The sequence below is a fragment of the candidate division TA06 bacterium genome, assembly GCA_004376575.1.
In the GTDB taxonomy this organism is placed as follows: domain Bacteria; phylum Hydrothermota; class DG-26; order E44-bin18; family E44-bin18; genus E44-bin18.
Genome location: SOJN01000094.1, coordinates 1 through 23,459, shown reverse-complemented (window position 1 = coordinate 23,459; position 23,459 = coordinate 1). Strand labels below are relative to the sequence as shown.

The 23,459-nt window shown below is 51.1% G+C and carries 22 protein-coding genes; 16 read left to right on the top strand and 6 right to left on the bottom strand.

Annotation, left to right across the window (positions count from 1 at the left end; all coding sequences use genetic code 11):
- The first annotated feature begins 133 nt into the window (after positions 1-133).
- The 15 genes from E3J62_08365 (at position 134) to E3J62_08295 (ending at position 14,696) form a co-directional block, all read left to right on the top strand.
- Positions 134-904, top strand: a complete 771-nt coding sequence (locus E3J62_08365) for a DUF438 domain-containing protein (GenBank protein TET45117.1) — start codon at positions 134-136, stop codon at positions 902-904.
- Positions 905-1,055: 151 nt separating this feature from the next.
- Positions 1,056-1,556 (top strand): 30S ribosomal protein S16, encoded by a 501-nt coding sequence (gene rpsP / locus E3J62_08360; protein ID TET45116.1) that lies wholly within the window; start codon positions 1,056-1,058, stop codon positions 1,554-1,556.
- A complete protein-coding gene (locus E3J62_08355; protein ID TET45115.1) occupies positions 1,553-1,783 on the top strand; it encodes a KH domain-containing protein in 231 nt (76 codons plus the stop codon). The genes rpsP and E3J62_08355 overlap by 4 nt, the downstream gene beginning before the upstream one ends.
- On the top strand, positions 1,783-2,292 hold the full coding sequence (gene rimM, locus E3J62_08350; GenBank protein ID TET45114.1) for a 16S rRNA processing protein RimM: 510 nt from the start codon (positions 1,783-1,785) through the stop codon (positions 2,290-2,292). The genes E3J62_08355 and rimM overlap by 1 nt, the downstream gene beginning before the upstream one ends.
- On the top strand, positions 2,289-3,038 hold the full coding sequence (trmD, locus tag E3J62_08345; protein TET45113.1) for a tRNA (guanosine(37)-N1)-methyltransferase TrmD: 750 nt from the start codon (positions 2,289-2,291) through the stop codon (positions 3,036-3,038). The genes rimM and trmD overlap by 4 nt, the downstream gene beginning before the upstream one ends.
- Positions 3,016-3,357, top strand: coding sequence for a 50S ribosomal protein L19 (gene rplS / locus E3J62_08340; protein TET45112.1), 342 nt, complete (start codon positions 3,016-3,018; stop codon positions 3,355-3,357). The genes trmD and rplS overlap by 23 nt, the downstream gene beginning before the upstream one ends.
- Before the next feature lies 1 nt (position 3,358).
- Complete coding sequence (locus E3J62_08335) at positions 3,359-3,964, top strand: ribonuclease HII (GenBank protein TET45111.1); 606 nt, start codon at positions 3,359-3,361, stop codon at positions 3,962-3,964.
- A complete protein-coding gene (locus E3J62_08330; protein ID TET45110.1) occupies positions 3,961-4,332 on the top strand; it encodes a YraN family protein in 372 nt (123 codons plus the stop codon). The genes E3J62_08335 and E3J62_08330 overlap by 4 nt, the downstream gene beginning before the upstream one ends.
- A gap of 6 nt (positions 4,333-4,338) precedes the next feature.
- Entirely contained in the window at positions 4,339-5,265 is a 927-nt protein-coding gene (gene murQ, locus E3J62_08325; GenBank protein ID TET45109.1) for an N-acetylmuramic acid 6-phosphate etherase, read from the top strand.
- On the top strand, positions 5,255-6,439 hold the full coding sequence (locus E3J62_08320) for an anhydro-N-acetylmuramic acid kinase (GenBank protein TET45108.1): 1,185 nt from the start codon (positions 5,255-5,257) through the stop codon (positions 6,437-6,439). The genes murQ and E3J62_08320 overlap by 11 nt, the downstream gene beginning before the upstream one ends.
- 100 nt (positions 6,440-6,539) lie before the next feature.
- Positions 6,540-8,081, top strand: a complete 1,542-nt coding sequence (locus E3J62_08315) for an ATP-binding protein (protein ID TET45107.1) — start codon at positions 6,540-6,542, stop codon at positions 8,079-8,081.
- Positions 8,082-8,143: 62 nt separating this feature from the next.
- Positions 8,144-9,139 carry a hypothetical protein gene (locus tag E3J62_08310; protein ID TET45106.1) on the top strand — a complete coding sequence of 332 codons (996 nt, stop codon included), beginning with the start codon at positions 8,144-8,146 and terminating at the stop codon, positions 9,137-9,139.
- Between the two features lie 94 nt (positions 9,140-9,233).
- On the top strand, positions 9,234-10,127 hold the full coding sequence (locus E3J62_08305; protein ID TET45105.1) for a DMT family transporter: 894 nt from the start codon (positions 9,234-9,236) through the stop codon (positions 10,125-10,127).
- An 87-nt stretch (positions 10,128-10,214) separates the two neighbouring features.
- Complete coding sequence (locus E3J62_08300; GenBank protein ID TET45104.1) at positions 10,215-11,387, top strand: class I SAM-dependent rRNA methyltransferase; 1,173 nt, start codon at positions 10,215-10,217, stop codon at positions 11,385-11,387.
- 213 nt (positions 11,388-11,600) lie between these two features.
- Entirely contained in the window at positions 11,601-14,696 is a 3,096-nt protein-coding gene (locus E3J62_08295; protein ID TET45103.1) for a tetratricopeptide repeat protein, read from the top strand.
- 137 nt (positions 14,697-14,833) lie between these two features.
- Here E3J62_08295 and E3J62_08290 read toward each other — a convergent pair whose 3' ends face one another.
- From E3J62_08290 to lexA, 6 genes are all read right to left on the bottom strand, one after another.
- Positions 14,834-15,874, bottom strand: a complete 1,041-nt coding sequence (locus tag E3J62_08290) for a hypothetical protein (protein ID TET45102.1) — start codon at positions 15,872-15,874, stop codon at positions 14,834-14,836.
- 294 nt (positions 15,875-16,168) lie between these two features.
- The gene (locus E3J62_08285) at positions 16,169-16,927 is read right to left on the bottom strand and encodes a phage Gp37/Gp68 family protein (GenBank protein TET45101.1); all 759 of its coding nucleotides are present in this window, start codon (positions 16,925-16,927) and stop codon (positions 16,169-16,171) included.
- Positions 16,927-17,805, bottom strand: a complete 879-nt coding sequence (tcmP, locus tag E3J62_08280) for a three-Cys-motif partner protein TcmP (protein ID TET45100.1) — start codon at positions 17,803-17,805, stop codon at positions 16,927-16,929. Before tcmP ends, E3J62_08285 begins: the two co-directional genes overlap by 1 nt.
- Positions 17,806-17,955: 150 nt before the next feature.
- Positions 17,956-21,018, bottom strand: a complete 3,063-nt coding sequence (locus tag E3J62_08275) for a DNA polymerase III subunit alpha (protein ID TET45099.1) — start codon at positions 21,016-21,018, stop codon at positions 17,956-17,958.
- Entirely contained in the window at positions 21,015-22,172 is a 1,158-nt protein-coding gene (locus E3J62_08270; protein ID TET45098.1) for a hypothetical protein, read from the bottom strand. The genes E3J62_08275 and E3J62_08270 overlap by 4 nt, the downstream gene beginning before the upstream one ends.
- A gap of 57 nt (positions 22,173-22,229) precedes the next feature.
- A complete protein-coding gene (gene lexA / locus E3J62_08265; protein TET45097.1) occupies positions 22,230-22,826 on the bottom strand; it encodes a transcriptional repressor LexA in 597 nt (198 codons plus the stop codon).
- 45 nt (positions 22,827-22,871) lie between these two features.
- Between lexA and E3J62_08260 the strand changes: the two genes are divergently transcribed.
- On the top strand, positions 22,872-23,162 hold the full coding sequence (locus E3J62_08260; GenBank protein TET45096.1) for a T9SS type A sorting domain-containing protein: 291 nt from the start codon (positions 22,872-22,874) through the stop codon (positions 23,160-23,162).
- Positions 23,163-23,459: the final 297 nt, after the last annotated feature.

Below are 23,459 nucleotides of genomic sequence, written 5' to 3'. Positions count from 1 at the left end.
GTAAGATTATGGGACGGGGCCAGTGTGAAGAGAGTATGGTTTCTCAACGAAAGTTGTACAGAATCAAGAGATGCTACAACTGTGTAGTGTGAGTGAGCAAGTCGGCTGAAGTGTTGGAAAAGGGGGCTAGAGGATGAGCGAACTGCCCGCCCGGAGAGAAGCACTGGAAGTTCTAATGGGGAGACTTCGTGAGGGTAGAAATCCTGAAGAGTTGAAAGAAGAACTGAATAAACTGGCCGAAGAGACACCCCCTAAAGAAACGGCGCAAATAGGAAGCATGTCTACGGAGAAGATGAGAAAACTTTGTGACGTTCATCTTGCCGTTTTCAAGGAAGCAGTTGAAAAAGAGAAGACCCTGGCGCCGCCAGGGCACCCGATCCACATCCTCATGGAAGAACACAACATTCTCCTTCAGTTCGCTGTGGATATCCGAGTTGCTGTGAATCGAGTCAGGGAAAAGAATGATTTTGGCTCTGCGGCTGGACTATTGAATCAGGTTAACAGTATCGTGAATCACTTCAAGGAGTCAAAGACTCACTATATGAGAGAGGAGAACGTACTCTTTCCTTATCTTGAAAAACACAGAATGTCGCGGCCCTCTTCAATCATGTGGAATGAACACAGCAAGATTAAGGAAATCAAGAAGAATCTCTACAAGACCTTTGACTTAAAGGACACGACTCCTTTTCGTGACTTCACAAAACAACTGGACGATGCTACCGCACCTCTTGTTGAGATACTATCCAGCCATTTTTACAGAGAGTACAATGTTCTTTTCGTCGATGCAATGAAATCCATAGAGGAAAGCGAATGGCGCGAGATCAGATATCAATTTGATGAAGTCGGCTATTGCTGTTTCACTCCTGAGCCTGCCAGAGGACCCTTCGCCGGGCAAAAAAAATAGGTGGAATTCCCAAAGCGAACGGCGAACTTCCCAGAATAGACACCATCTCAAGAGCGGATCGCAGCAGTCAAGAACATTCTACCTGCTCACATCACCTTCGCAGGCAAACAGGGCGCTATTCAATATCCGAGGGAGTGGTGCCCACCTTGATATGCGGACTCGCCTTCAGTTCGCATCAGGTTTCAGCAGGGGTACGTGTCTACTGCTCTTCCTTTCCCAGGAGCTCAACTTGCGGAAAAAGCTGTTGACTTTTTTGCGTCCCGTATATATACTGAATTTGCCGTTTTTCCAAATACGTCACGAAATCAAGGAGGTGGTACTAACGCTAAGAATACGACTGAGGAGGATGGGAAAGAAGAAGAGCCCCTTTTACCGGATTGTTGTAGCTGATTCACGAAACGCTGTGGACGGTAAGTTCAAGGAAATCCTTGGCTACTACGACCCTTTCAAGAAGACGCCTATGAAACTCAATCTCGAAAGAGTGGACTGGTGGGTAACAAAGGGCGCGAAGCCTTCAGAAACAGCTCAGCGACTGGTGAATCTGGCGAGGAAGAGCATCCAGGAAGAGGAATTCAAGTCGACGACGGACACGGTGGAGACACCTACAGAAGAAGAGGCAGAGACTGAGAAGCAAACAGAGGAGGACTCATGAAAGACCTCATAGTGTACATCGCAAAGTCTCTTGTGGATTACCCGGAGAAGGTCACCGTCTCGCAGATAGATGGCGAAAAGACGGTTGTCTACGAGCTTAGAGTGGGACAAGGCGATCTGGGCAAGATAATCGGCAAGGAAGGAAGAACGGCAAAGGCAATAAGGACCATCATCACGGCAGCTTCCATGAAGGCTGGAAAAAGGGCGGTACTAGAGATCCTTGAGTAATGCCTGATCTTGTCGCAGTCGGCAAGGTTGTAGGTGTATTTGGAAACAAGGGCAGCCTGAGGGTTGCGTCACTCACAGATTTCCCTTCGCGCGTCCTCGAGCTTGGAAGCGTGTACCTAGTGGGCAAACAGGTCAAGAAGTACCGGGTCCTTGCCGCCAGAAAGCATAGGCGCGGATACAACTTGACCCTCTCAGGCGTTGACTCGAGCGAAAAAGCGAAGAGTCTCATGGGGTGCTACGTCAGCGTACTTGAAGAGGAGCTTGAACCGCTTCCTAAAGGGACTTACTACGAGTTCCAGATAGTCGGATTAGTTGCCTGCAGGGAGAACGGGGAAACAATCGGCGAGGTTACGGATATCCTGGAACTCCCCGGCAACGACGTTCTTGTCATAGACGGTCACGGAAAAGAGATCCTGGTGCCACTGGTGGACAACTTCATCAAAGAGATAAACATCGAAAAGAAGAGGATAATAATCACACCCATTAAGGGGTTAATAGACCAGGAATGAGAATCGACACTGTCACCATCTTCCCTTCCATGTTTGATGGACCATTCAACAGCGGTCTCATCAAGCAAGCGAGGGACAAGAAGATCGTGGAAATAGAGATTGTGGACCTGCGCCGATTTGCAGACGACGAGCATAAGACCACAGACGACTACCCTTTCGGCGGTGGGGCAGGAATGGTGATGAAGGTCGAGCCGATTTTCAGGGCTGTGGAACATCTAAGAAAGGAAGATTCTACGGTAATCCTGCTTTCACCTCAGGGAAAACGGCTGAACCAGGAACTCATCTGCCGGCTCGCCGGCCTGAACCACATCATACTTCTCTGTGGGAGATACAAAGGGGTGGACGAAAGAGTCAGAGAGCTTGTGGTTGACGAAGAAATATCGATGGGAGACTACATACTCTCTGGCGGAGAGCTGGCGGCGATGGTTCTGACAGACGCCATTGTGCGGTTACTCCCCGGTGCCATGAACAGCAAGGAATCGGCCGAGGAAGACTCCTTCCAGAGCGCCCTTCTGGACGCACCAAGGTACACCAGGCCACGGCATTTTCACAGTCAATCCGTTCCCGCAGTCCTGACATCAGGTGATCACCAGAAAATCAGAAGATGGCGCAGAAGGATGGCAATCAAAAAGACAATGGAAAACAGACCCGATCTTCTGGCAAACGCTCACTTGACAGATGAAGACAGAGAGAGTATACAAGACATAAGAACAGGGAGATCAAATGGACCCGATAAGGAGCATTGAGAAAGAATACGAAAAGCCTGACCTAGCCAAATTCGGTTCTGGGGATTTGGTTCTAGTACATACAAAAATAGAAGAAGGCGGCAAGACCAGAATTCAGAGATTTCAGGGAACGGTTATTAGAACCAGAGGTGTAGGATTGGGCAAGACCTTCACGGTCAGAAAAGTGACCGAGGGTGTGGGTGTAGAGAGGACATTTCTCCTCAACTCACCAAACATATCAAAGATAGAGTTACTCCGGAGAGGAAAGGTTAGAAGGTCAAAGCTCTACTATCTCCGCCAGAGGCGAGGAAAGGCAGCAAAAATAGAGGAGAAGAGATAAGTTGACCACCTTCGAGAAGGAGCTCTGGTCAAGGAACATTCAGTTTGTCGCAGGAGTCGACGAGGCGGGGCGAGGCCCCCTGGCCGGCCCTGTGGTGGCGGCGGCAGTCATCCTCAAAAAGGACTCCTTCATGGAGGGCGTCAGGGACTCGAAGAAGCTCTCCCCTAACCGCCGTGAAGAGCTGTTTCCCGCCATTGTAAATGAGTCTCTCAGCTATGGTATAGGTGTCATAGAACACCATGTCATTGATGACTTGAACATTCGCTCCGCAACCTTCGCAGCCATGAGATGCGCCATCTCCAAGTTGAGCATGCCCCCGGACCATGTTCTGGTCGACGGGTATCCCATTCCAGGTCTCGACCTACCTCAATCTGCCATCATCGGCGGCGACGACATCTCCCTCTCCATAGCCGCAGCTTCCATTCTTGCGAAGGTTTACAGGGACAGGATGATGGAGCTCTATGACGCGGCATATCCCCAATACGGTTTTGCAAGGAACAAGGGATATGCAACCCCCCAGCATGTAGAAGCACTGCTGTCCCACGGTCCCTGCAAAATACACAGGAAGACATTTCGCCCCGTCAGAGATCTGATAAGACCCCAATGATATTTCGCCCTGCGCAGAATAAGAATCTGGGAAAAGAGGGCGAAAGAATTGCCGTAGAGTATCTAAGGAAAAAAGGCTATCGGGTCATCGAGAAAAATTACAGGACACGCAGGGGAGAAATAGACATAATATGTGAGCAGAGAGGTTCCGTAATATTCGTAGAGGTGAAAACAAGGAAGAGCATGTCATTCGGCCGTCCCGAGGAGGCTGTAGACTCAAGGAAGCGCAAGAAGATGGCTGAGATTGCCTTGGACTATCTGACTGAGAAACACCTGAACGGAAGGGTGGACTGCCGCTTCGACGTCGTGGCCATAACCGAGAAGAGCCCAAGGATTGTAAACCACATCGTGGACGCATTCAGACCATAACACAACATGGAAAAGAAGAGTCAAAAAAAGCTCTATGATGAGCTCTCGCAGCTCCTGACTGAGGAGAGGAATCCTGACAGCATGCACATAGATGAGATGTCTGTGAGAGAGATACTCGAGCTGATGAACAGCGAGGATAAGAAGGTTGCCAGTTCTGTTCAAAAGGAACTCCCCTACATAGAAAAGGCCGTCCAAATAGTCGTTGAGAGCTTGTCCCATGGGGGGAGGGTGTTCTACGCAGGCGCGGGGACGAGTGGGAGGCTTGGTGTCCTTGACGCAGCAGAATGCCCACCAACCTTTTCTTCACCCCCTGAGATGGTGCAGGGAATCATAGCCGGAGGACCCGAAGCACTCATCAAGTCTATGGAGGGGGCTGAAGACGACTCTGAGGCCGCAGGCATTGAGCTGGCCAAAAGAGGACTGACCGACAAGGACGTCGTGGTTGGGATAGCTGCAAGCAGAAGAACACCCTATGTGGTTGGAGCTATTGACCACGCCAGGAAGATAGGCGCAAAGACTATCTACGTCTCTTGCAATCCCAGAGCCCAGATGAACATACCAGTCGATGTGTCCATCTGTCCCACTCCTGGTCCAGAGGTGGTGACGGGCTCTACCAGGATGAAAGCGGCCACAGCTCAAAAGATGATTCTTAACATGATAAGCACCACCACCATGGTGAGAATGGGAAAAGTCTATGAAAATCTTATGGTTGATCTCCAGGTGAAGAGCCAGAAACTGGAAGAGAGGTCAAAAAGAATACTGACCGTTCTTACGGACGCCTCCTACCAGGAGGCGAGTCAGTATCTGGACAAAGCAAAGGGCAATCTAAAGGCGGCAATAGTCATGATCAAGACTGGCGAGGACTTCTCCTCTGCCTCAGACAAGCTGAAAAAAGCCGGCGGCAACGTGAAAAAAGCGATTCATGGCAAGTAAACTGTCTGAAATAGCCTCTAAGAAGAAGAGGCTTATCGTGGGGCTCTCCTCCGGAACCTCTGCTGACGGAGTGGATTCAGCCCTCGTCAGGATAGAAGGCTCAGGCACTGAGCTCAAAGCGCAGATACTCCTCCATGATACTTACCCGTATCCAGACCACATCAGAGAGGCTGTACTCTCTGTCTCGGACGGAAAAGGAACGGTAGAAGAGATATGCTGCCTTAACTACCAGCTTGGGGAAATTTTCGCTGAGGCGTGCCTCTCCTTGCTGAAGTCTTCAGATTTCGAGCTGGATGACGTGGACGTCGTCGGTTCGCATGGGCAAACAGTGTGCCACATTCCCCACTCTGCTAAGGACGAAAAAGAATGTCCCGTCTGCACCCTGCAGTTAGGTGAGGCAGAGATTATCGCAGAGAGAACCCGAGCAGTTGTCGTCTGTGATTTTCGTTCTGCTGACATTGCCGGCGGCGGAGAGGGCGCTCCTCTTGCCCCCTGTGTCGACTACATACTATTCAGAGATACGAGAGTATCACGCGGACTCCTGAACATAGGTGGAATAGCCAATCTTACCGCTCTGCCAGCAGGCTGTCGGTCCGAACATGTAATCGGATTTGATACCGGCCCTGGAAACATGGTTCTGGATTTCCTGGCGAGGAATCTTTTCAAGGCCGAATGTGACAAGAACGGAACTTTTTCCGCCAAGGGTACGCCCTCACAAGAGCTCGTTGAAGAATTGCTCCAGTTCGATTTCTTTGAGCTTCCTCCTCCAAAGTCTGCTGGAAGAAAGATCTTCGGCAACCACTTCTCAGAGAAACTGATTCGTGTGGCAAAGGAGAAAGGTCTATCTAAACAAGATATCATGGCAACAGCGGTTACCCTGACGACAACTTCTGTGCATAGAGCTTATCTGGAGTTCGTGGCAAAGACCTGTGAGGTCGACGAACTCTATGTGAGCGGCGGCGGAGTAGAGAACAGGACTATGATGCAGCAAATCAAAGACGCATTTTCACCCATGGAGGTCCACACTACTGACAAACTGGGAGTACATCCCCATGCAAAGGAGGCTCTCCTTTTTGCAGTACTGGCAAACCAGGCAATTGCTGGGGAGCCTTCAAGCCTGCCCCAGGTTACAGGCGCAGCCAGGAGAACAGTCCTGGGCAAAATAGTCCAGTAGACAGGCTGCAACTCATCCTGAGTCCCTCATCAGTTCCATAGAACGATACTTCTGCTCGTGTCATTGATTGAGCTTTCATCTGTGACATAAGGAGGGTTGCATGCTGTCCAAGGTTAACTCAGGCGCTGTGCTGGGCATAGACGCATATGTCGTTGAAGTCGAGGCCGATGTATCATCGGGCCTTCCTGCCTATGCCACTGTCGGTCTGCCAGAAGGTGCTGTCAAAGAATCAAAAGAGAGGGTTGCTTCAGCAATAAGGAATTCCGGGTATTCATATCCCCTCAAGAGAATAACGATAAATCTTGCACCAGCTGACATAAAAAAGGAAGGGGCGGCATTCGACCTGCCAATCGCCGTGGGCATACTTGGCGCGACTGCCCAGGCCTCTGTCTCCTTTCTTTCAAGAACGGTCATACTTGGAGAACTTTCGCTTGATGGATCGCTCAGACCGATAAGAGGAGCACTCTCCATAACTGTGGGATCCAGGGAAGCAGGCTTCAAGAAGATAATCCTACCTGTGGAGAACGCGAATGAGGCTGGAATAGTGGAAGGAATAGATGTTTTGCCCATTGCTAACTTGAAGGAGGCCGTGGCGCTCCTTGGTGGTGATCTGGACATCCAGCCGTTCTGTGTGGATGCCGGGGAACTCTTCGAGAGAAGCTCACAGTACGTTGTCGACTTCAGCGAGGTGAAGGGCCAGGAGCATGCCAAAAGAGCGCTGGAGGTGGCCGCTGCCGGCGGACACAACATCATAATGGTAGGTCCTCCTGGCTCTGGCAAGACCATGCTGGCAAAAAGGCTCCCGACAGTCCTCCCCAGGATGACCCTTGAAGAAGCACTCGAAACGACCAAAATCCACAGTGTGGCAGGCCTTTTGAGCGCTGACGGTGCATTGGTGGCAAGGAGACCTTTCCGATCGCCGCACCATACGATATCTGATGCAGGGCTTATAGGTGGAGGGACGCATCCCAGGCCCGGGGAGGTGAGTCTGGCGCACAATGGAGTGCTATTCCTGGATGAACTTCCCGAGTTCAATAAGAACGTTCTTGAGGTTTTGAGGCAGCCGTTGGAGGACGGCAGTGTGACCATAGCGCGGGCCGCCATGTCGCTCACCTATCCTGCAAGGTTTATGCTGGCTGCCGCCATGAACCCCTGCCCCTGTGGATACTATACCGACCCCACCAAGGAGTGCACGTGTCATCCAGGCCAGATAGCAAAATACATGTCAAAGATATCGGGTCCCCTCCTTGACAGAATAGACATACACATTGAAGTTCCAGCTCTCAGGTATAAGGAACTTTCCTCCAAGCTCTCTGGTGAGAAGTCCTCTGACCTTCAGGCCAGAGTGGACGAAGCGAGAAACATTCAACTTGAAAGGTACAAAGAGAGAAAGAGGACTTACTGCAACGCACACCTGGGACCAAAGGACGTGAGAAAATACTGCGAGATAGACTCAGCATCACATGAACTACTCCGCGCGGCAATAACCAAGTTTGGGCTTTCAGCAAGAGCCTACGACCGAATCTTGAAAGTAGCCAGAACCATTGCCGACCTCGAAGGAACAGAGGGAATAACCTCCCCCCACATCTCAGAAGCAATCCAGTACCGCTCCCTCGACCGCCACTACCCCATCCCCCTCTGAGCGGGCAGGATGAACCGGTGCCAGGCGTGACACATTGACATCTTTGAAGGAGGTAATCAAGAATGGCAAGAAAACCCAGGATCCTGTTTCCAGGAGCTTTTTATCACGTATACAACCGCGGCAACGACAGGCATCCGGTCTATCGGGATGATGAAGACAGGATGAAGTACCTTTGGTATCTGACGAAATACGCTAAGGAAATGTCTGTGGTGCTCATATCATATTGCCTTCTCACAAACCATTTCCACCTTTTCTTGAGAACGCTGCTGGCGAACCTGCCCATGTTCATGCATCGTTTGCATTCCGCCTACGCCAAATGGTACAACAAGAAGAGAAACAGGACAGGACACCTCTACGGATCCCGGTACCAGGCGACGCTCGTGCAAGAAACGAACTACTCACTCAAACTCAGCCAATATATCCACCTTAACCCTGTGAGGGCCAATTTGGTAGCTCTGCCAGAGGAATGGCGCTGGTCGAGCTATCCACACTTCATCGGCTCAAGGCCAATTCCATTTCTCGATTCAACAATTGTCCTGGACCAATTCGGCACTACTCCAGAAGCACAGCATGATGCGTACAGAGGATTCGTACTAGAGGGTCTTGAGGAAGGCACTGCATGGATCGAACCCCCTGTTAAGGACGGGCTATTCCTGGGAGACGATGAGTTTATAGCGCAAATCTACGCCAAATACAGCACTGTCGACACTAAGTTGCCTGGTTGGTTTTTGGATGACGTGCGTACACCAACTATCCACGATATATTGAGTCTGGTCTTGCAAGAATCAGGACTCTCGTTCGGGACTTTAAGAGAGAGTAAGAGGTACAATCATACCCACTGGAGGGGCTTATTCGCCTTTCTTAGCAAGAAACTGGCAAATGCGTCTACAAAACAGCTCTCTCAAATCCTGGGTCTAAGCCCCTCTGCGACGTCAAAGGCAATATATCGGTACGAATCGAAGGTCTTGAGTGACAGACAGTTGCGCAAACGTGTCGAGAAAATTGTTCGCTCCCTGGAAACCCGCGCGATTGGCCCGAAGGAAAAGAGTGACATCTGACAGTGATGCCTGGCCGTCAAAGATGTCAATGTGTCACGCCTGGCACCGGTTATTGGGGCTTGACTATCGTTGGGGATGTGGGTAGTTTCGGGGCATGGAAAATATCACCTATGTCGGTGAGGGCTTCTCTCTCCTGACTGCCATTGTCTGGGCGGCTGCGGTCATTCTGTTCAAAAGGAGCGGTGAGAAGGTCCACCCCATAGCCCTCAACCTTTTCAAGAATTCACTCGCACTCGTACTCGTCTTTCCTACGATGTATCTTTTCGGCCAGACCCTGTTCCACCAGGCACCACCCTCCGAATACTGGTTGCTAATGCTCAGCGGCACAATCGGCATAGCGGTGGGTGATACACTCTTCTTCAAGAGCTTGAACCAGCTCGGAGCGGGCTTGACCGCGATTGTTGTCTGCCTGTACAGTCCCTTCATCATTGGGCTTTCAGTCATCTGGCTGGGAGAGCGTCTCACCATTCTGCAAATTGTTGGTGCCTTGATGGTCGTGCTTGCTGTGCTTTCCACAACCCGAAAAGAAGCAGTAGGGAAGCTGAGCAGGCACGACCTGCTTTTGGGAATCGTGTGGGGTGTGCTGGCAACAGCATGTATGGCCGTGGGCATTGTCATGATAAAACCGGTACTCAACCGTTCTCCTCTACTATGGGCGACTGAGGTACGCCTGATTGGTGCCGTCCCCGCTCTGGCTCTCATATTCCTCTTTCATCCACTCAGGCGGAAAATTGCCACTTCCATTACCCTACCCGGCACCTGGCACTACACTCTCGGCGGCTCTTTCACTGGAGCCTATCTGGCCATGATTCTCTGGCTTGCCGGCATGAAATACACTCAAGCCTCGATATCATCTGCTCTGAACCAGACAAGCAACATATTTGTTGTTGTACTGGCTGCCATGTTCCTGCGCGAGCCGCTCACCCTGCGGCGCGTGGCAGCCGTAATCCTGGCCGTTCTGGGAGCGATGCTTGTCAGTTTCGGTTGATGTGGCGCACGGAAGTCCCTTCAGCGGGATCCAGGGAATATGGTTCACGCAGTTGAAAAGACACCCTCCAGATGGTAAGATGCTGGCATGATTCGACAGATCGTCGTAAGAAGAGGAAAAGACCGCAGACTGAGACAGGGCCATCTGCGGGTATTTGACAACGAGATTGAGACAGACATAAAGGAGTTCGAGCCAGGCTCCATAGTTGATATCCTTGATGCGAACGGGACTTTTCTTGGCAGAGGATACATAAATCCCCATTCGCGTATCGTGGTCAGGATACTCACCAAACGGATTCAGGAGATAGACGCCCGTTTCTTCAAAAGGCGTTTTGATGCCGCCTTCAACTACAGGAAGACCATCTTCCCAGAAAGAAACACGTTCCGCCTGGTGCATGGCGCTGGCGACTTCGTTCCTGGCCTGATGGTAGACAAGTATGACGACCATATTGTCGTACAGGCCAATACACTTGGAATAGATAGGATGCTCCCGACCATAGTCAAATCTCTGGATGAGCTTTTGAGGCCGGCAGTCATCATCGCAAGAAACGATTCCAGGGCCCGGGAATCGGAAGGGCTCCCTTGTGAAAAAAAGATATTGAAAGGAAAACCCAATCCTAACCTCGTGGTTGAGGTCGGAAAGTTGAAGTTTGAAGTGGACACTCTTGATGGCCAGAAGACCGGTCTTTTCCTCGATCAGGGAGAGAACTACCTCAGACTTGAAGAATTCGCCAGGTCCGCCCGGACCCTTGACTGCTTCTGTTACTCAGGAGGATGGGGACTTCACGCCGCATTTTTCGGTGCAAAAGAGGTTCTGGGCATTGATTCATCCCCGGTCGCCGTAGAACGGGCACGTTCCAATGCACGATTGAACAGCCTGGAAAGCTGCAGTTTCCAGGAAGCAAACGTCTTTGAGTTACTTAAGTCATTTGAACAAACACGCGAACGTTTTGACCTTATCATACTGGACCCTCCGGCTTATGTTAAGTCTCGCAACACTCTGGCCGAGGGACTTAAAGCCTACAAACAGGTGAACCTTAGTGCCATGAAGATTCTCAATCCCAACGGAATCCTGATTAGCTGTTCATGTTCGTATCAGGTGACAGAGGAAGCCTTCCTTGACATGCTCAGAAGAGCAGCTTCTGTCGCTGGCCGGACGTTCAGAATTCTGGAAATGCGAACTCAATCCAGAGACCACCCGGTTCTCCTTTCTATCAAGGAGACGGAATATCTCAAGTGTGCTTTGCTTAGTGTGGCCTGAGGTGCCTGTCTAGATCACGCACGCTATTCAAGGCCTGACAAACGCACACTCCAGAAATGGCTTGCCCCGGACGATTCTGTGTTGTAACATTAACAGGTGTCAAGAAAGAAACCCCACAAGGGAGAAAAGGCACACGCACCTGATGCGCCAGTCCGGAACCCGTTCCTGCCCCTAATCTATCTCTCCTTCTTTCTATCCGGGACTGCAGGGCTGATGTATGAAATAGTCTGGATGAGGCTGCTCACACTCTCCTTCGGGAGCATGGTGTTTGCCGTTGGAGCAGTCCTTTCCTCATTTATGGCCGGCCTCGCACTGGGAAACTTCTTCTTTGGCCGAGCAGCAGACACCTGGAGAAGACCACTCCTTGGATACGCATTACTCGAAGCTGGCATAGGTCTGACCGCTTTCCTTGTGCCACCACTTCTCAACCTGGCACGCCGAGCAGCCATAGGTTATGGCGGAGCGACATCTTCTTTTATGGGGCAGGCGCTTCTAACCTTTGGTCTCTCATTTATCGTTCTCATGATACCCACGGCCCTGATGGGCGGCACACTCCCGGTCATCAGCAGAGCACTCATAAGAAGAAACAAGGACGTAGCCGGCAAAGTGGGGGCGCTTTACAGCCTGAACACTTTCGGAGCAGTCCTGGGAGTCGCCCTTGCAGGGCTTCTGATTCTTCCAAAGATAGGTCTGAGGAACACTATGCTTCTGGCCGTCGCAATCAACTTCTTTGTCGCGGTGGTAGTTGGTCTGATCAGCTTCGCTGTCCGCACACCTGTCCCTGGCAGGCCAGAGGTGGCCAGGAGTAGGCCAGCGGGGCCAGGGTATGCGTCTGCTCTGGTTCTGGCCTCTGCAATCGGTCTTTCCGGGCTCGCATCTATGATCTATGAGGTCTCGTGGTCGAGGTCACTGACCCTCGTCATAGGAAGCTCAATATATGCCTTCAACACAATGCTCTTATCTTTCATATTTGGCATAGGATTGGGCAGCCTTATCTTCGCATTGATATTCCGAAGGAGAACTCCAAGCATCACCCTGTTTTCATCCGTGGAGCTCGCTATTGGTGTCTCTTGCTTTCTGGTAGTTCTCCTTTTCGATCGTCTCCCGGTCCTTTTCCTGAACATGTACAAAGCACTTGGCCCCACTGCGGGGCATCTCTTCTTTGGAGAGATCCTCATCTGTTTTCTGGTTATGCTCATTCCCACAACTCTTTTTGGAACGACCCTACCCATGATCAGCCACATACTGACCAAAGACCGGCGGCTGATCGGGACCAGTATTGGCAAGGTATATGCTGCCAACACAGCAGGGTGTATAGTCGGTTCTGCAGGAGCCAGCTTTGCCCTCATCCCCATCCTCGGGTTGCAGGATACGCTGAAGCTGGCCATAGCGGTCAATGTTCTCGTGGCAGGGTCGGTCTTTCTATTGAGCAAAAAGGGCAAGGTGGCCAAATGCATCTTCTCAGCCTCTGCTGCCGCACTCATAGCTCTGGTCTTTGTAGCACCAAAACAGTGGAACCAGAACGTCATGACCATTGGAGTGGCACCGAATGCCGTGTGGCTAGAGAAACTGACAAAGATGGGAAGCCTGGAAGACATAGCCTCTGTGCCCGAACTCATCTACCACAGATATGGACTGAACTCAACAGTGGCTGTACTCAAGGATCAGAGCGACATCAGCCTGTCCATAGACGGGAAGACTGATGCGAGTGCGAAAAGAGATCTTGCTACTCAGCTTCTAATAGGCTACGTGCCTCTCTTTCTCCACAGTGAACCGGAGACGGTCATGGTCCTGGGTTTAGGTTCGGGCATCAGTCTGGCTGCAACAGCCTCTTTTGGTGTCCGGTATTCAGAATGCCTGGAGATTGAACCCGCAGTAGTCTCCGCGAGTGAATATTTCTCTGAAGTAAACAGAAATGTTTTGAAAAACCCGAATATTCAAATAATACTGGCTGACGGTAGAAATTACCTTCTATCTACGGACGAAAACTACGACGTGATCACGTCTGAACCTTCCAATCCCTGGATGGCTGGCATATCAAACCTCTTCACAAAGGAGTTCTACGAAATATGCACCAGGCGGTTGAAGCCGGGCGGCATCATGTGTCAATTCATCCACGGCTACAACCTCACCCCGGAGGACTTCAAAATGGTCATGGCGACCTTCTCCTCCGTATTCCCGCACAAACAGCTCTGGTCGAGTTCGTTCGGAGTCGATTACCTCATGATAGGGAGTGCCGATGAGATTCAGATCGATCTAGACAGAATGAAAAAGAAGATGAAGGTGCAAGAGGTTGCATACGATTTGAAGAAAATAGGAATAACCACAGTAACAGACTTCCTGGCCCATTTCCTTGTGGATGAAAAGGGGTGGGGCGATATTGTTCGTGATGCGACCATAAACACAGATGACATGCCTATACTTGAATTCTCTGCGCCCAAGAGTCTTCATCTTCCCATCGATGTTCTCACTGGCGACCTGGCAGAGCAGGTCCATGGACCGGAAATATTCCCGCCCCGGGGTGTCGTGTGGACAGAAAAGGAAAAGGCAAAGATCCACCTCAGAAGAGGAAATCTCTTTTTCCTGGACGACTCCTACATGAAGGCCATTGAAGAATATGAATTGGCCATGAATCTCGACCCAGACTGGTATCTGCCCTACCTCAAGAGGGCAAGCGTTTACCAGAACCTGGCCGCGAAGGGGGCCACGATCTATCGCTCAGGAATAAGAAAAGACCTGGAAACTGCTTTGGCTCTCAGTCCAAACACCGCCGAGATATATAGAAGAATGGCAATTTTTGCCACGATGGAGAAAGAACCCAAGGCAGCAGCCGCTTACCTCAAGAAGGCAATCCAGATTAGACCAAAACGATCATACTATGAGGAGTTGATAGAGATTCTGGTAGACGATCTAAAGGACTATAATCAAGCCAGAGACTATGTGAGGAATGCTCTCTCCGAGTTTGGCGGAAGTCCGAAGCTCCTTGAGCAGGCTGGGTTCATAGCTGAGGCTATTGGCGATTATCAAACTGCAGCAGACTATTATCGGAAAGCCAGAGACAGAGATCCCTACAGCTCTGCAAACTACAGGTTGGGTAAGATTCTTACCGCGTTAGGTATGCCCGAGAGAGCTCTTGAGCCCCTACTACAGGCCGTCAGACTTGGCCCGACGTTTGCAGCAACCCACCTTGCACTCGCGCAAGCGTACGCCGGCAGTGGAATGAAAAGGGAAGCCGCACGCGAGTTCAAAAAGGTCCTGAAGATAGATCCCACAAATAAGAAAGCCCTCAACGGATTGAAAGAACTCTGATAACTTCCAGAATTGCAAATTACGAATTACTAAACGAAACCTGTAATCTGCAAACCACAGACTACAGAATGGGACTCGTTTGTGTAAAAAGGCGCTGCGGTGAGGCAGCGCCCTCTACAAAATGAATTCTTCGGATGCTACCAGGCCAGGCCTAGCTGGAGCCTGAACTTGTCGTCCTTGACGTCCAGATCGCCGCCCTCCGTCCTGACTTCGTAGAAAGCGGAAACCTTGGTGTTCTTGTCAAACCAGAAGTTGGCGCCGGCCGTGATTCTGGATAGGCCGTCATCATCCGCATCCGTGTCCCCGTCCCAGGCATCGAATCTGACCATGGGCTGCAACGCCATGTATCCCGGTTCCTTTGGACCGTACTCTCCGATTGGGATCGTGTAACCAAGCAGAACATAGTAGCCCATCTGACCCATGGTCGAGTCATCGGCTACGCCGTGCGAACCCATAATGAATTCGCCCTTCACGAGCACATTGGCGATGTCGACTTTCAAATCCGCACCATATCTGAGCACGTTCCACAGGGAATCAGGATCAGTTATGTCTACCATGTTGACTGAGTCAAAGCCGACCACAGCATTGTGAAATCCATAGTACCCAGAGCCACCGACGCTGATACCGGGCTTGCTGAAACCGACTCTGCCCATTATATCCTTGAACTTGTTGTCCTCACCGCCGGTAAGACCCTTTCCATTCATGACCGCCAAGGCATAATTGACAGGAGGGTACTTTCCTCTCATCTGGAATCCAACCTCGCGGAGGCCCGGGAACAAACCCGTGCCCTCACCCGCCCCCACCACATACGAATAGCTAATGACATCTAGGGCAAAAGGAGAGCTTGGAGTCTCAATGCCGAAAGGAATACAAAACTGGCCTGCTCTCAATTTCATCCAGGGAGCCAACTTAACATCAAGCAGAGCGTCAAGCAGGTGGACCGAAGGTCCTGCCTTGAAGTCAAACTGTGTGAAGAAACCGACCTTATCTGTCATCTGATAGGAAGGCTTGAATCTCATCCTTTTCATCATAAACTCGCTGGTCCCATGGGTGCCAGCGTCAGTGTAGTAGTACCACCACTGGCCAAAACCAGATATCTTCAGGTCGCTTGCAAAAGCAATGGATGCTGCCAGACAGAAACCTGCAAGAACCAAACAACTAATGAATCTCTTCATCATCCCCCCCACTGTTTTATCACAAACCTGATTAAACTGCGGCCTACCTCACCCAACAACCTCTTCTATCACCTCCCTCCAACTTTGCTTCAGAATCCAGCAACTCTCAGACTGACTCAGCGGGGCATCACAAGAGGTAGCCGAGGACCCAAGCCCCACCCCATGAAAAACCTCACAGACTACCTAAAGACCTTTTACAGTATCGTAATTCCGAAGTCAAGGACTTTTTTCCCTTATTCCGGGGATGATACCAGTACGACCTTCGGCAGCAAGAGAGGCGAACGGGATTATTGCGGTCTATAGCGTAAGTGTTGGGCGGGTATGAGCAGACTCTGGTCGTGTCTTCCAGTCTCCGGGCATTTGGTCCCATGTCCGGTCTTCTAGCTCACGGCCTGCCTTTTTCTTATTCACCCCACCCCACTGTTTAAAGAAGAAGGGAACGTCTTCCTTGAGGCATTGGTCCCGGACGCCAATAACCCAGGTTGGATCCAACGGCCGAGATCTTGGACCGGACTCTCCCCCGACAATGACCCAGTCTATTCCCTGCAGATTGAGCTCAAGCACCGGACCCAGCAGTGGTTCGAGTGAAAGAAACTTGACGGCAGCTCCTGTCCTACGAAGATGGTCCGCACGGAATTCAAACATCTTGCTCTCAATACTTACGCCCATCCAGATATTCGGACTCCATGGTAGCGTTGGACTGAGCTCAAGTAGACGCTTAGACCTCTTGGTGAGTATCTGAAATCGATGCCAGTATGCCTGGCGCATGACATCAAATGTCTGATCGATAAACCATGGCGGGACTTCTTCGTGAAATATGTCGCTCATGGAGTTTACAAATACGGTTCGCGACTTCCGCCAGCGCATTGGAGTCTCCAGTGCATCTCTGTGAATCGCAAGCTCGAAACCTCTGACATAGTTCTTCTGTCCCATGGCCTGGAGGCGCTTTGCCATCCGCTCTGCGTAACAATGCTTGCACCCGGGGCTTATCTTCGTGCACCCCGTGACAGGATTCCACGTAGATTCTGTCCACTCAATGCTTGATCTTAAAGCCACTAACTCTGCCCCCGCTTCCGGTACTTGTCGAAAATGTATTCTACGATGCGGGAAGCCACAGGCTTCTGTGAGGCAAAGAAAAGATAGTACACAACGCTCCCCTTAGAGTTCCGCATCGGGAGGGGTCTCGGAACTCGTTTAAAGTGTGCAACGTCTCTTAATCGCTGACGATAGGCTCCGGCAATCGTTTCGTTGTCTGTTTTCTCCATCATCTGGAACAGATCCTTGTCCGTCGTGTAGGCGACTTCGCGCCATGATTCATCTCCCCAAAATGCATTCATCCTGGCTATGTCAGACTCAGCCACGCCAGCGGGATTTCGCCAAAACACCTTGCGGTTCATATCAGCCACAGGGAAATTGAGGAACATGTCTATGCTCCTCATCCGTCCTGCTGTCTCGACTACTTTCCAATCTAGGTGTAGACCGTAGGGATCCAGCAAACACAGGGCTCTGCGATAGTCTTCGTAGCGCACAGTGGGAAAAACATCTGTCAACAGAACAGAATTGCAGTCGCCTTCATAGACGTGCACTGCACATTGTTCCGGCCTCCTCTGTTCCACCAGCTCTCTCAGAATGTCTACTTTCTCTCTGTCAATGTCTATCAGATGATACTCTCTGAAGGGCGGAGTGACCAAGAGTGCGTTCAGCGGACTACCAGGTTTGAAGCCCCCAGTACGACGAGAAACATGCATACCTGCGCCTGCAAAAGCATCTATATATACGTGGTAGAAGCCGGGAGAGGGTTGTGCAGCCAGTATCTTTGAGTACTCTGACGCATATCGCTTTACTATGTCTAGCTTGATCTCAGACCAGTAGCCAATGCGATCAAGTTTTAGTTTCGATTCGTGGGGCACGTCCACATCTCCATGTTTTGTCAGCCGGTTGGAGCATGTTCACCATCGCCGTTGTGCTGGCGCATTCTATCACTTGCTTGATGCAAGTTCAAGTACCTAGTGGTAGGCTTATCAATCTGACACTTATCATTTCTCACATGTCAGAGCCAGCTGACCGCTGGAAAGAAGTTAATCTCAGCAGTGCCCCGGACCCCGCTGAGCCGCGAGCTCAACGAGAAAATCGTTCGTAGCCAGCACAGTACTGGTCCGGCCGTCCTTCTCTGCCTGAGGCCTCTGTTCGTCCAGCGGCTGGACATTTTCCACAGAGAAATATATAGCTCCCATATCGCTCTCCACCTGACCTGTGAGAATGTATGGCCTGGCCACTCCCAGCAAGTGGCAAAATTTTCTGTAAGCATCAGGGAAGAATGTCGCTTCATATATTCCAGTTGTATCTTCGAAACTGACAAACTCCATGGGTTCATCATTTTTTGTGTGTACGGTCTTGCCGGTCACCAGCCATCCAATGGTCCTGACCTTCTTTCCTATGTGGCTGGCCAGTTGTCCAGCTCTCACATAATCCAGTCCGGCCAACCTATCTTCGCAAAGTGAAAGGGGGTGCCTGCTCACCAGGAAACCGAGAACCTCAACCTCCTGCTTCAACATTGCTGCTTCGTCGTAGTCTCCAACAGAGGGAGAAGGAGGGGCATCAGCATCAAAGAGTGAAAGCATATCTCCTTTGCTCCTTGCACACGGCCTGCCCAGGTGAAGCCTCCACATCAGGCCAGGTCTTGTTTCCTCTTTCAAAATCGAGTCAAAACATCCTCCCTTAATGAGTATCCGCACGTCCGAGACATCAACGTCAACCCGTCTCATGAAATCATCAAAGGAACTGAACCTACCTCTCTTCCTTTCAGCAAGAACCGCACCTATTGCCTTTTCAGTCAGCCCCTTGAACTGCATGAGACCAACTCTAATCTCCCTGGCTCTGCCGGTATATCCCTTTTCACTTTCATTTATGTCTGGCAGGAGAACCTGAAGCCCCATCCTCTTGGCCTCGGAGACATACTCAAATGTGGAGTAGTACCCGCCCTGGTTAGTTATTACTGCTGCAATGAACTCTGCCGGGTAGTGAGCCTTAAGGTATGCTGATTTGAATGAAACGAGAGCATACGATGCACTGTGAGCTTTACAGAAGCTGTATCCAGAAAAACTCATTATCATATCCCAAATCTTGCTTACGGTATCCAACTTCACTCCGCGCTGCAGCGCCCCTTCGTAGAATTCCTTCTTGTATTGAGCAAGCTTCGTAAATGGCCTCTTCTTGGAGAGAGCCTTTCTGAGCCCATCTGCTCTAGCGATATCGAACCCTGCAATGGCCACCGCAGCCTTGGTCACATCCTCCTGGTAGCACATTATCCCATATGTCTCGCTCAACAACTGATCAAGAGCAGGATGGAGCGGCCTGTATGGCGCGCCCATAAGCCTTTTCACATAGTCATTTATGAATGCGTTGGCCGCAGGTCTGATGATCGAACTGTGTATGATGAGATGCTCGAAGTCACCCGCTCCGGTTTTCACCTGAAGCTGCCTCATCGCTGGTGACTCCACATAGAAGACTCCGATTGTCTCTCCCTTTGCAAGCAGAGCGACTGTATCGGGATCCTCCAGAGGGTTCAAATCTGCGTAGTCTATCCTTGTCCCGTAGTTTTTCTCAATTGCTACCAGAGCGTCCCTTATCACAGCAAGCGACCTATTTCCGAGAAGGTCTATTTTCAACAGCCCGCTGTCTTCTGTCTGGTCTTTTTCCCACTGGATTATGTTCACCCCTTTGGGAGCGGGCTGAACGGGTACGTACCTGGAAACCTCATCAGGAACTATCACCACACCCCCACAATGGACCGACATGTTCCGCGGAAACCCTTCAAGGGCGCGCGCCCACTTCAGTATTTCAGGCCATGGCTCCTTCAACTCTACGTCCTTGAACTTTGGATGGGTTCTTACCACCTCCTCGCCATTTTCGAAAACCCACATACCCCCGAGCCTTCCAGTTATTGTCTTGATCTCAGGCTCACTAAGCCCATACACCTTTGCAATCTCTCGTATTGCTGCTCTTGCCCTGAAACAGACATGGTTCGCAACCATGGCAGCTCTCTGGTTTCCATATTTCTTGAAAACAAAATCGAGTATGTCATCTCTCTCGTCCCAGGGAAAATCAACGTCTATGTCCGGTGGATCTTTCCTCCCGGGATTGAGGAATCTCTCAAAGAGGAGGTTGTGCGCTATGGGGTCAACGTGAGTTATGCCGAGACAATACGAGACTATGCTCGCAGCTGCAGAACCTCTGCCACACGTCCGCGGGGCCTGATTTACCATCTCCTGCACAATGAGGAAATATTCTGCAAATCCCCTCTGTTCTATGACAGAGAGCTCGTGTTCAATTCTGTCCGTCACCTTCCTGGAGAGCTGGCCGTACCTCTTCTCTGCACCCTCATAACATTTCTCTCTCAGCAGTCCGGAAGGGTCCTTCACATTCGTGCCTGGAAATACAGTCTCATCAAACTTCCAGTCCTTCTTGCAACCGGATGCAATCTTCAGGGCATTCTCAACTGCTTCAGGACAGTGATTGAAGCTTTGAGACATCTGAGCCGGGCTCCTCAGCCAGGCTGACTCAGGCGCGAGCTCTTCAGACGGAAGTCTGCATAGTTTGGTGTTCAGGTCGATTGCCCGCAGCAGCGTATGGAGCTTGTAGTCGCTCGCGTTGACGAAGTGGACGTCACTGGTCGCCACAACTGGAATACCTGCTTTCCTTGCGAAGTGAATCTTCTCGCGGGCCGGTTGACCCGACACAAGCTCAACATATACATCCGGTATCTCTTTGACAGCGACCACCACATCCTCGCAGTCACTCAGTATGAAAAGGCCGGCGTGTTTCTCCCGCAGACTGCTGACCATCGAAAAGTTCTCATCGCAGTGGAGACCGGTCAGGATCCGGCACATGTTGCGATACCCTTCATCGTCCTTGACTAGAACAACTGCCCTCTGCCTCCCCTTCCTCACCTCGGCTCCGAGTATTGGTCTTATTCCAAACTCCTCTGCGATCTGAAGAAAGAAGTTGAGCCCGTATACTCCGTTTGTGTCGGTCAGAGCAAAACTCTCCATACCCCGCTCTAGCATGGCCCTGCACAAGGCTTCAAGGCTGGCAGTCCCGCGCATCATCGAATAATAGCTGTGGGTATGAAGGTGCACGAAACTCAAAATGCTCTCCCGGGACTGATGGCTGAGGAACCGAATCTCTCTCTGATTTGCTGGACAGCCCTGCTCACTTGTTCCCCCTTATCCAGACCTTCGCTCGCGAAGAAACTCATCTGCCTCTCCACTGGAGTGAGCCGTGTGAACTCAACAGAGACATAGCGGACCCGCTGCCGCCTGCTACACACTTTGAAGAAAAGGTCCTCCACCGAACGGAACAGAACCGAATCCAGGTTTGAGCAGGAGTCGATCGAAGCTGTTCTGGTTGCATCGAACTGGTCTGAGTATCTAAGGTAGACTGTCACCGCCCGAGGAAAAACCCCCCTTTGACTGAGTATTTCTGCGGCCTGTTCGGTCAACCTGTAGAGAACCATAACCAGAACTGCATCGTCGTTCGTATCCTCTGGAAGTATGTTCTCCACAAGAACTGAGGGTTCCCTTCTGGGGGGGCGTACAGGAGATTCGTCAATTCCGCGAGCCTCCTTGTAGAGCGAACTCCCCTCCGCCCCAAAAAGTCGGGAAAGGTGAGCAAGTTTAATAGATGCAAGCTCTCTGACCAATTTGACATTCAGATCCTCAACAAGAGTCTCCTCGACTCTCTTCACAGAGGGAAGCACTCTCACATTAAATGGGGCAAGAAACTGAGACTCACTTCCCCAGGGCACATCGCAGATGTACTCCCCAGGTTGGTTGATTCTTGCTGCAACTGAGCTTACAAGCTTGTTGCAGGCTATCCCCACAGTCCCACACAGGTTTAGGTCGTCTGTGGCCTCCCTCCTCATCTTCAGAGCACTGTCGACCACGTGGCCGAAAATCCTTCTGGTACCTGACATATCCACAAAGAAATGACCGTACCTGATCGGCTCCACAGCAGGAGAAAACGAGAGGAGCTTCTTCATGATCCTCTTCGATACGTGGGAGTAGAGTTGCTGGTCAGGATTGACCACGACCGCACCTCTGCACTGTTTGAGCGCCCTGGACAGGGGCATGCCTTGCCTTATCCCGGCTTCGTAAGCTTCAAAGGATGCTGCCACGACCCGGCCTCTGGGCGATGAAATCGGCCCCACAATGAGCGGTCTATCCCGCAGTTTCGCGCTTCTCGCTCTCTCCACAGCGACTGCAAAAGCCGGAATATGCAGATGGACTATGTTCCGTACCATTCAGAACCCCGTCGTGTATCAGCGGACCTTCTACAGGAAATGCACATTGTGCTGCTTTTAGTACCGCCGCATCAGAGCAACGACTACACCCTCTATCTCCACCTGAACGGCCCCAACAAAGATGGATTTGAGATTCTCATTCGCAGGCCTGAGCTCAACTCTCTCGCCCTTCACATAGAATCTCTTTATCGTCACCTCTCCGTCGACCAGCGCGACCACGGTCTGACCATTCTCAGCCACCTTCTGCTTTCTCACAACGACGAGGTCGCCATCATTTATCCCCTCGTCAACCATGGAATCGCCTTTCACTCTCAGAACGAAATGGTCCTCCCTGTCCACAAACCCCTCGGGGATCTCGATCTCTTCCCTCACCTGTATGGGCTCAATAGGGCTGCCAGCTGCCACTGTCCCGAGGAGTGGGATCTGCAAGGTCGTTCCGGGCTTCTCCACGAGTTCTATGGCCCTCTTCTTGTTGGACCAGGGGGTCCTTATCATCCCCTTGGTTTCTAACTGTCTGAGATATTTCTGCACAGAGTTGTAGGACCTCAGGCCAAAGTGCTTCCGTATCTCATCATAAGATGGCGAGAAACCATATGCTCCGATGTAGCCTCTTATGAAATCGTACACCTTTTTCTGTTTTGGAGTGATTCCCATAGCACTCACAATATAGGTGTAAGTTAGGTGTAAGTCAAGAGAAGAATCAAAAAACCTGAAGAAATTTCTCGCAGCCCGCTCCACCAATCGCGAACCAAAAGTTTATACCTGTCCCCACTGCAGTTGGCTCGACCAGGCGCGGTCACTATCAAGGTCTACGACATTGCAGGCAGACAGGTGAAGGTTCTCACCAACGGGAAACCGAAGGCAGGTCCACACCATGTTACATGGGATGGCACTGATGCGGCGGATCACAGACTTCCCAGTGGTGTCTATTTCACCCAGATCAAGGCGGGAGAGTACAGAGCCGCCAAGAAACTCCTCCTCCTTCGCTGAGAAAGCTACACGAGCGCCAAGAACAAAAATGTCATTGCGAGCTCCCGATGGGCGCGAAGCAATCTGACTCAAGCAGATCCTTCACTATCGTTCAGGATGACAAAGAGCTGATGTCATTCTGCCTGCCCGGGGCGTCTCACGGCCCCCGTTTCTCGCGAACCGAGACACACGCGGCCTGCCCTCCATAGCTATATGCCCGGTACGCCCGGGGTCTGACCTTACATTTTTACATTCTGGACTAACTGTATGGGGTCAGGACATGGGTTACACATGTACCGGGACATAGGTAACACTTTT